Genomic DNA, 7,808 nt, shown 5'->3' on the forward strand with positions numbered 1-7,808 from the left:
GAGGGCAAGGGCGCGAACGCCGTCGTCGCCTTCCGGTTCGAGACCAACGACTATGGCGACAGCGGCGGTGTCGAGGTGTGCGCCTACGGCACCGCCGTCACCATTTCCTGAGTGTCAGGACGCTGAGCCGCCGATCATCGCCCCGGCCGCGCCCAGCACGTACGGCACGAGCCAAATGGCCCACACGACGATGCTGAACCGGTGGAACACGGCTTTTTCGTTCGCGCGGTTTCGGATCAGCACGATCACGGCCCACACGAGATGGATCGCCATGAGGATGATGGCGGCGAGCCCGGTTATCGCCATTAACTGATCCAGACCGCCTGCGGCCACCCCATCCGCTCGACGGCTTGCGGCGATCTGGGACATGAGCAGGGTCCCCGTGGTGTCGGCGGCGAGGCCTCCTGCGAAGAACGCGGCGTGCCACCACGTCAGGGTGCGCTGGATTCGTTCTGCCCAGACGCCGATGGAGTAGAAGACCAGGGCAAGCGTGATGATGACGATGGCTGCAACAAGCATGACGTGATGCTAGCAAACCTTCAGTAACACTGAAAGCTCAGACGGCGATATCCAACGGCCCGGGCGCACGGAGCCGCCGGAGCACCCGAGCCTCCACCATCGCGGGGATGAAGTGCCGGAGCCGCGCATCACCGAGAGCCGCCACCTCCTCGGCCACCATGAGTCTGACGCCCGCCTCGTCGGCCCAGGGGATGCGTCGCACGAGACGGTCCACGGCGTGGTTCAGCGCCTCGTACTCATCGCGGGGGTTCGTCGCGCTCACGCGTCTAGGATGCGCGCGCTCGCGTCGAATTTCCACCCTTGCCTCAGTGAGAACGCCCTGTTCAGCCCGGAGTTCGGGGGGTCACGAGCCCGAGGCGGATGAGGGTGCGACGGCGCTCACGCACGATGAAGAAGGTCCCCACCGCCCACAGCGGGAACTGCGTGAGGAACGCGATGCGGAAAGCATGCAGCGTGTACGTGTCGGGCGTCCCCGCGCCCTGTATGTCGAGCGCGAGACCGATGAGGTAGACAGCGATGAGCGCGGCGAGAAACCCGCCCGCGTTGGTGACCCCGGTCGCCGTACTCAAGCGCTGTGCGGGGTTGTGGGTGCGGGCGTGATCGAACGCGATCATCGACGCGGGGCCTCCCAGCGCGAGAGCGATGGCGAGCGCGAACAGCAGCCACAGCGGCGCGGGCCCGGGAAAGGCGATGACGACCGCCCACGCAACAGCTTGCGCGGCAACCGACGGCAGCACGAGAGCACGAGAGCGGTGCTGAGGCAGCCGCTGCGACAGCCCGCCCATGATCGGGCCGAGCGCCATCCCGACCACGACATACGTCGACAGGATGCCGGCGGCTTCGGCGACCGTGCGCCCCTCGCCGACAGTGAGGAACGGCATGCCCCACAGCAGCACGAACGCGGTGCCCGCGAAGGGGGTCGTGAAGTGTGACCAGAATGCGAGCCGGGTACCGGGGTGCGCCCACGCGGCACGGATGCCGACCCCCGTGTCCACGGTCGAGGTGACGACCCGGATTGCACCCGTGTCGGTGTTGATCGAGACATCCCGCTCCAGTTCGGGCGGATGGTTGCGCACGACCAGAGCGATGAGGATGGTGAACACGAGCCCGAGCCCCGCGATCGACCCGAACGTGATCGTCCACGACGTGGCGTGCAGCAGGGCCGCCAGGGGAATCACCGCCACCAACTGCCCGGCCTGACCGACGATGCCGGTTAGCTGCACCATGACCGGTGCGCGTTGCGCGGGAAACCAGGTGGCGATGAGGCGGATGACGCCGGGGAAGATTGCCGCATCGCCCGCACCCAGCAGAACACGGGCGACAAGGGCGATACCGACGCTCGGAGAGATCGCCATCACGAGTTGACCGACCGCCATGAGCACCATGCCGACGGTCATGACCGGGCGCGATCCGAAGCGATCGAGCAGCACTCCCACCGGGATCTGCATGCCGCCATACACCCCGAGCTGGATGACGGCGAACAGCGACAGCGTCGACGCGTCGGCGCCAAAGCGATCGGCGGCGTCTACACCGACAGCGCTGAGAGAACTGCGGTTGGTGACGGCCAGAACGTATCCGGCAACGGCAACCGACCAGATCAGCCACGCTCGCCAGCTCGGCCCTCCGGCGAGGGGGCGGCGAGCCGAGGTCACCTCATAACGCTAGTACTCCGGCGGCCTCACTCGGTCTCGATCCCGACGAGCGCGTGATGGATGCGAAGAAGGTCGACCATCATCGAGCCCACGAGGATCCAGTGATCCGACGCCGGAGCGGTCACCGCGAGGGGCCTCGTCAGCGCGGCGGGTTCGATCACGCCAGCGGTCGGAGGAGCAGCGCCCCGGTCGGGGGCGAACCGCACATCGTGTGCCGCTCGGCGCAGTTGTTCCGCGATCGCGCCGATTGCGGGCTCGCCCGTGAGGGTGTCGTCGTAGCGCTCGTGGAACGCGCGGGTCATCCCGATGGCCTGCGTCACGATCGGCGTGAACGTCGTGACGAGAGTGTCGAGAGCAGCGAGCTCGGCCCGATGGCGCGGCGCGCGAGGGTTGAGGGTCAGCGAGTCTCGCGCCGCGGCGATCGCGGCATCCGCGGCATCCCGGCTCGCTCGCGTCGCTCGCGCCCGCGCGAGAAGATCGTCCCGCTGCGCCCGACTCTGCGAGTGCTGCAGGGCATCGGCGAGGCGGTCGAGGGTTCCGGCGAGGTCATCGGCGAGCGCGCGCACGGCGCGGCGGGCCGGCTCGACCGGGAGCGGCGGAACGATGAGGACGTTGACGACGAAACCGATCGCGGCGCCGATGACCGTCTCGACGATGCGATCGAGCGCGTAGTTGGGTGTTGCCGTTCCCAGGGCGAGCACGAGGAGCGCGCTGATGGCTACCTGGTTTCCGGTGCCGGGCGTCATCCGCAGGACCCACGAGAGCACGAGCGCCACGACCACGGCGACCGCAACGACCCAGGTGGAGGTCCCGAGCAGGATGCCGAGGGCCGAGGCGACCACGACACCGACGATGACCCCGACACTGCGCTCGAGCGCCTTCCCGAACGACTGGTTCAGGCTCGGCTGGACGACCAGGAGCGCGGCGATCGCGGCGAAAACCGGGGGCTGAGCAGGGATGAGCCACCCGGCGAGGAACCACGCGAGCACGGTGGCGACGGCGGACTTGACGACCTGGAGCAACGACGAGCGCTGGGCGGTGCGAAGGGCGACTGACATGCTCATGCGGCCCACGTTAGGGGAGCATGCCCGCGATGCGGCTCAGATTCTCAGGGTCGCACGACTGGATTCCCGGATGATGAGCTCGGGGGTGAACCTCACCTGACGGGGTCGCGAATGCTCGCCATCCTGCTCGAGGAGCGGCTCCACCGCTGCGCGTCCGATATCTACCGCGAGCTGCTGCACTCATCGACGGGAGCCTCGACGACCTGCGATACCGTGTGGTCAGGACACACAGCCCTCGGGCATCCGATGACACGGAAGGACACCATCATGGTGAAACGTCAGCTTCCCCAGCCTGCCGAGCTGTTCGAACTGATGAAGTTCAAGAAGCCCGAGTTCGACGGACGCAAGCGACGCCTGCAGTCCGCGCTGACGATCGCCGACCTGCGCACGATCGCCAAGCGCCGCACCCCGAAGGCCGCGTTCGACTACACCGATGGTGCAGCGGAGGGCGAGCTGTCGCTCTCGCGCGCCCGCCGCGCATTCGAGGACATCGAGTTCCACCCCGACATCCTGACCCCCGCGCCTGACCTCGACACCTCCGTCGAGATCCTCGGCGGCCCCTCGGCGCTCCCCTTCGGAATCGCGCCGACCGGCTTCACGCGACTCATGCAGACCGAAGGCGAGATCGCTGGCGCCTCGGCTGCGGGAGCCGCGGGCATCCCCTTCACTCTCTCGACCCTCGGCACGACATCGATCGAGGAGGTGAAGGCCGCCAACCCCGGCGGGCGCAACTGGTTCCAGCTGTACGTCATGCGCGATCGCGAGATCTCTTATGCGCTGGCTCGGCGAGCTGCGGCATCCGGCTTCGACACCCTCATGTTCACCGTCGACACCCCGGTCGCGGGCGCACGCCTGCGCGACAAGCGCAACGGCTTCTCGATCCCGCCGCAGCTCACCCTCGGCACGATCGTCAACGCGATTCCCCGGCCCTGGTGGTGGTACGACTTCCTCACGACTCCGAAGCTCGAGTTCGCCTCGCTCTCGTCGACCGGCGGCACCGTTGGTGAGCTGCTGGATGCCGCCATGGACCCCACGATCAGCTACGAGGATCTCGCCGTCATCCGTGATCTGTGGCCCGGAAAGATCGTCATCAAGGGTGTGCAAAACGTCGCCGACTCGGTGCGCCTGATCGACCACGGTGTCGACGGCATCATCCTCTCGAACCACGGTGGGCGGCAGCTTGACCGCGCACCCATCCCCTTCCACCTGCTGCCGAAGGTCGTGCGCGAAGTCGGCAAGGATGCCACGGTCATGATCGACACCGGAATCATGAACGGTGCCGACATCGTGGCATCCGTGGCCCTCGGCGCCACGTTCACGCTCATCGGTCGTGCGTACCTGTACGGCCTCATGGCGGGCGGACGACAGGGCGTGGACCGCACGATCGAGATCCTGCGCGCCGAGATCGAGCGCACGATGCGCCTGCTCGGCGTGTCAAGCCTTGCCGAACTCGAGCCGCGCCACGTCACACAGTTGACGCGTCTGGTTCCGGTGGGCGGGGGCGCGGCATCCGTTCCCCTCGACACCTGACCACCGCTCACCAATCCGTCACTGTGTTACGCGGCGAGTTGCACGTCGGGCGCGAAGCCGAGATGCTCGAACACATCGCAGCATGACGCGAAGCCTCGCGCCCGAGCACGCCATCGGGCACGCGCTGCGGCTCCCTGACAACTCAGCGGGCCGCCCTGGCTCGCCCGAACTCGAACGGCCTGTCATGCGTCTGACGTCTCCGCCCGTCCCTGTCTTCACCCTCGAGCGTGTCCGATTCGACGAGGACTACCACCCTCTCGACAACACGCGCATCACCACCAACTTCGCGAACCTCGCGCGCGGCGAGAACCGCAGGGAGAACCTCCGCAACGCGATCCGGATGATCAACAACCGGTTCAATGAGCTTGCCGCCGACGACAACGAAACGGCAGATCGCTACTCACTCGATCTCGACATCGTCTCGGTCTCGATCGACCTCGACGAGGGTGGCGACGGCGAGCGATTCCCGATCATCGAGGTTCTGGAGACGACGATCGTCGACCACCGTTCGGGAACCCGCATCCCGGGCATCGTCGGGAACAATTTCTCGTCGTACGTGCGCGACTATGACTTCAGTGTCGTGCTCCCCGCGCACAACGCCGGCGGATCCGGGTTCAGCGTTCCCGACGACTTCGGGGTGCTACACGGGAACCTGTTCCGCAGCTTCGTTGCGTCGGATGCCTACACGCGGCACTTCGCGAAGGCTCCCGTCATCTGCCTGAGCGTCTCGAGCACCAAGACCTACCAGCGCACCGACACGCGGCATCCGGTTCTTGGGATCGAGTACCGCCAGAACGAGTACTCCCTGACCGATGACTACTTCGCGAAGATGGGGATGAAGGTCCGCTACTTCATGCCGCCGCGCAGCGCCGCGCCGCTGGCCTTTTACCACGTCGGTGATCTGCTCGCCGACTACACGAACCTTGAACTGATCTCCACGATCGCAACCATGGAGACATTCCAGAAGATCTACCGTCCCGAGATCTACAACGCCAACTCCGCTGCACCCGCGCGGTTCCAGCCCAGCCTGAGCCAGCCCGACTACTCGCTGACGCGCATCGACTACGACCGCGAGGAGCGCAGCCGCCTGGCCGTCGAGCAGGGCCGTTTCGCCGGCGAACACTTCGTCGAGCCGCACCGCGAGACGCTGGAGCTGTGGTCGGCGCAGTTCTCCGACCGCGAGCTGGAGGGGGCCCAGGCATGACGCTCCTTCCCACCTCCACCGCCGGAAGCCTCCCCAAGCCCGCGTGGCTCGCCGAGCCCGAGACGCTCTGGTCTCCCTGGAAGCTGGATGACGGCATCCTCGCCGAGGGCAAGCGGGACGCCCTGCTTCTGGCGCTCTCGGATCAACAGCACGCGGGGATCGACATCGTCAGCGACGGCGAGCAGAGCCGCCAGCACTTCGTGACGACCTTCATCGAACATCTCGCGGGCGTCGACTTCGAGCGCCGCGAGACGGTGCGCATCCGCGACCGTTACGACGCGTCGGTCCCGACGGTCGCCGGCCCCGTCGCGCGCAAAGCGCCGGTGTTCGTCGAGGATGCCGAGTTCGTGCGTGCCCACACCAACCGACCCCTCAAGTGGGCGCTGCCCGGCCCCATGACGATGATCGACACGCTCTACGACGCCCACTACGGCAGCCGCGAAGAGCTCGCATGGGAGTTCGCCGGCATCCTCAACCAAGAAGCGAAAGAACTCGCCGCGGCCGGCGTCGACATCGTCCAGTTCGACGAGCCGGCGTTCAACGTCTTCTTCGACGACGTGAACGACTGGGGAATCGCGGCGCTCGAGCGCGCGGCAGAAGGGCTGACCTGCGAGACCGCGGTGCATGTCTGTTACGGCTACGGCATCAAGGCCAACACCGACTGGAAGGCATCCCTCGGGTCGGAGTGGCGCCAGTACGAGCGGATCTTCCCGCGCATCCGCGAATCGAGCATCGACATCGTTTCGCTCGAGTGCCACCACTCCCACGTGCCGATGGACCTCATGGAACTCATCCGCGGCAAGAAGGTGATGGTGGGCGCGATCGATGTCGCCAGCTCGACGGTGGAGACCCCCGAGGAGGTCGCCGAGACGCTGCGGCGGGCGCTGCAGTTCGTGGATGCCGAGAACCTCTACCCCGCCACGAACTGCGGCATGGCTCCCCTGCCCCGCGGAGTCGCGCGCGGAAAGCTCGCCGCCCTCACCGCGGGCGCGGCGATCGTTCGTTCCGAACTCGGCGGCTGAACTCCGGCATCCGAGCTCCGGCATCCGTCTTCGGCACACAGCGACGTAGGAGAAATCGCCGAGGCAGGACGATGTGCACCAGAAAGGTCCTACCTCGGCGAGAACACCTACCTTCGTGCGGTGGGCGTGCGGTGGACTCGGCCCACTACACCCGCGCGGCGACCCCGGCTATCAGATCGACGACCTTCTCGGGCTGACGGATGCCGACAGAGAAGACGTACGTCGTCGTGAAGCCCGCCTCCCCCAGCGCCCGCACCTGGCCGGCGACGCCGTCCACCGTGGATTCGGGATTCACGCCGATCATTGCCGTCTTCTCGACGGTGTCGTAGTCGCGCCCGACATCGTCGCAGTGCGCCCGCAGCACGTCGAGCTTCCCGGTGGGCACGCCAGCCAGGGCGCTCAGGTTGCAGGCATCGGCGTACTGAGCGACGAGCTTGAGGGTTTTCTTCTCGCCCCCACCGCCGATCATGAGCATCGGCTTCGTGACGTTCTGCGGCGAGTTCAGCGTGCGTCCGAGCTGCCAGATCGCCCCGTCGTAGGGCTCTTCGGACTCCGACCACATCTGCCGGCAGATCTGGATCGTCTCTTCCAGCTCGCGGAAACGCTGCGCGACCGGTGAGAACGGGAATCCGAGGCCGACGCACTCCTGCTCGTTCCAGCCGGCGCCGATGCCGAGCCCGACGCGGCCACCCGAGAGCACGTTGAGGGTGCTCACCTGCTTGGCGAGCAGGGCCGGATGCCGATAGATGACGCCCGTGACCAAGACGTGCAGCATCGCGGTCTGCGTGTGCGCGGCAAGGAACCCGAGGGTCGCGTA

General features: G+C 67.0%; 9 protein-coding genes. 4 read left to right on the plus strand and 5 right to left on the minus strand.

The genetic code is table 11. The features are described 5' to 3' along the window. Nucleotides 1-111, plus strand: a 111-nt coding sequence (locus Q1V87_RS00895; RefSeq protein WP_300590462.1) for a heavy metal-binding domain-containing protein, incomplete at its 5' end; no start/stop codon positions are given. A gap of 3 nt (nt 112-114) precedes the next feature. On the opposite strand, the gene Q1V87_RS00900 is transcribed toward Q1V87_RS00895, so the two are convergent. The 4 genes from Q1V87_RS00900 to Q1V87_RS00915 form a co-directional block, all read right to left on the minus strand. Beyond that, nucleotides 115-519: an HsmA family protein gene (locus Q1V87_RS00900; protein WP_300590456.1), complete on the minus strand. Its 405-nt coding sequence runs from the start codon at nt 517-519 to the stop codon at nt 115-117. Between the two features lie 37 nt (nt 520-556). Then, complete coding sequence (locus Q1V87_RS00905; protein WP_300590457.1) at nt 557-781, minus strand: three-helix bundle dimerization domain-containing protein; 225 nt, start codon at nt 779-781, stop codon at nt 557-559. 61 nt (nt 782-842) lie between these two features. Further along, nucleotides 843-2,171, minus strand: a complete 1,329-nt coding sequence (locus Q1V87_RS00910; protein ID WP_300590458.1) for a nitrate/nitrite transporter — start codon at nt 2,169-2,171, stop codon at nt 843-845. 26 nt (nt 2,172-2,197) lie between these two features. Beyond that, the gene (locus Q1V87_RS00915; RefSeq protein WP_300590459.1) at nt 2,198-3,235 is read right to left on the minus strand and encodes an FUSC family protein; all 1,038 of its coding nucleotides are present in this window, start codon (nt 3,233-3,235) and stop codon (nt 2,198-2,200) included. Between the two features lie 267 nt (nt 3,236-3,502). On the opposite strand from Q1V87_RS00915, the gene Q1V87_RS00920 reads away from it, so the two are divergent. From Q1V87_RS00920 to Q1V87_RS00930, 3 genes are all read left to right on the plus strand, one after another. Continuing rightward, nucleotides 3,503-4,765, plus strand: a complete 1,263-nt coding sequence (locus Q1V87_RS00920) for an alpha-hydroxy acid oxidase (RefSeq protein ID WP_300590463.1) — start codon at nt 3,503-3,505, stop codon at nt 4,763-4,765. Between the two features lie 184 nt (nt 4,766-4,949). Next, the gene (locus Q1V87_RS00925; protein WP_300590464.1) at nt 4,950-5,969 is read left to right on the plus strand and encodes a DUF1852 domain-containing protein; all 1,020 of its coding nucleotides are present in this window, start codon (nt 4,950-4,952) and stop codon (nt 5,967-5,969) included. Next, nucleotides 5,966-6,991 (plus strand): methionine synthase, encoded by a 1,026-nt coding sequence (locus tag Q1V87_RS00930; protein WP_300590460.1) that lies wholly within the window; start codon nt 5,966-5,968, stop codon nt 6,989-6,991. The genes Q1V87_RS00925 and Q1V87_RS00930 overlap by 4 nt, the downstream gene beginning before the upstream one ends. A 145-nt stretch (nt 6,992-7,136) precedes the next feature. Here the strand turns inward: Q1V87_RS00930 and Q1V87_RS00935 are convergent. Further along, nucleotides 7,137-7,808 (minus strand): LLM class flavin-dependent oxidoreductase (locus Q1V87_RS00935; protein ID WP_300590461.1); only part of this gene is annotated, 672 nt, incomplete at its 5' end.

Origin of the sequence: Microbacterium sp. (assembly GCF_030149085.1) — a bacterium.
In the GTDB taxonomy this organism is placed as follows: domain Bacteria; phylum Actinomycetota; class Actinomycetes; order Actinomycetales; family Microbacteriaceae; genus Microbacterium.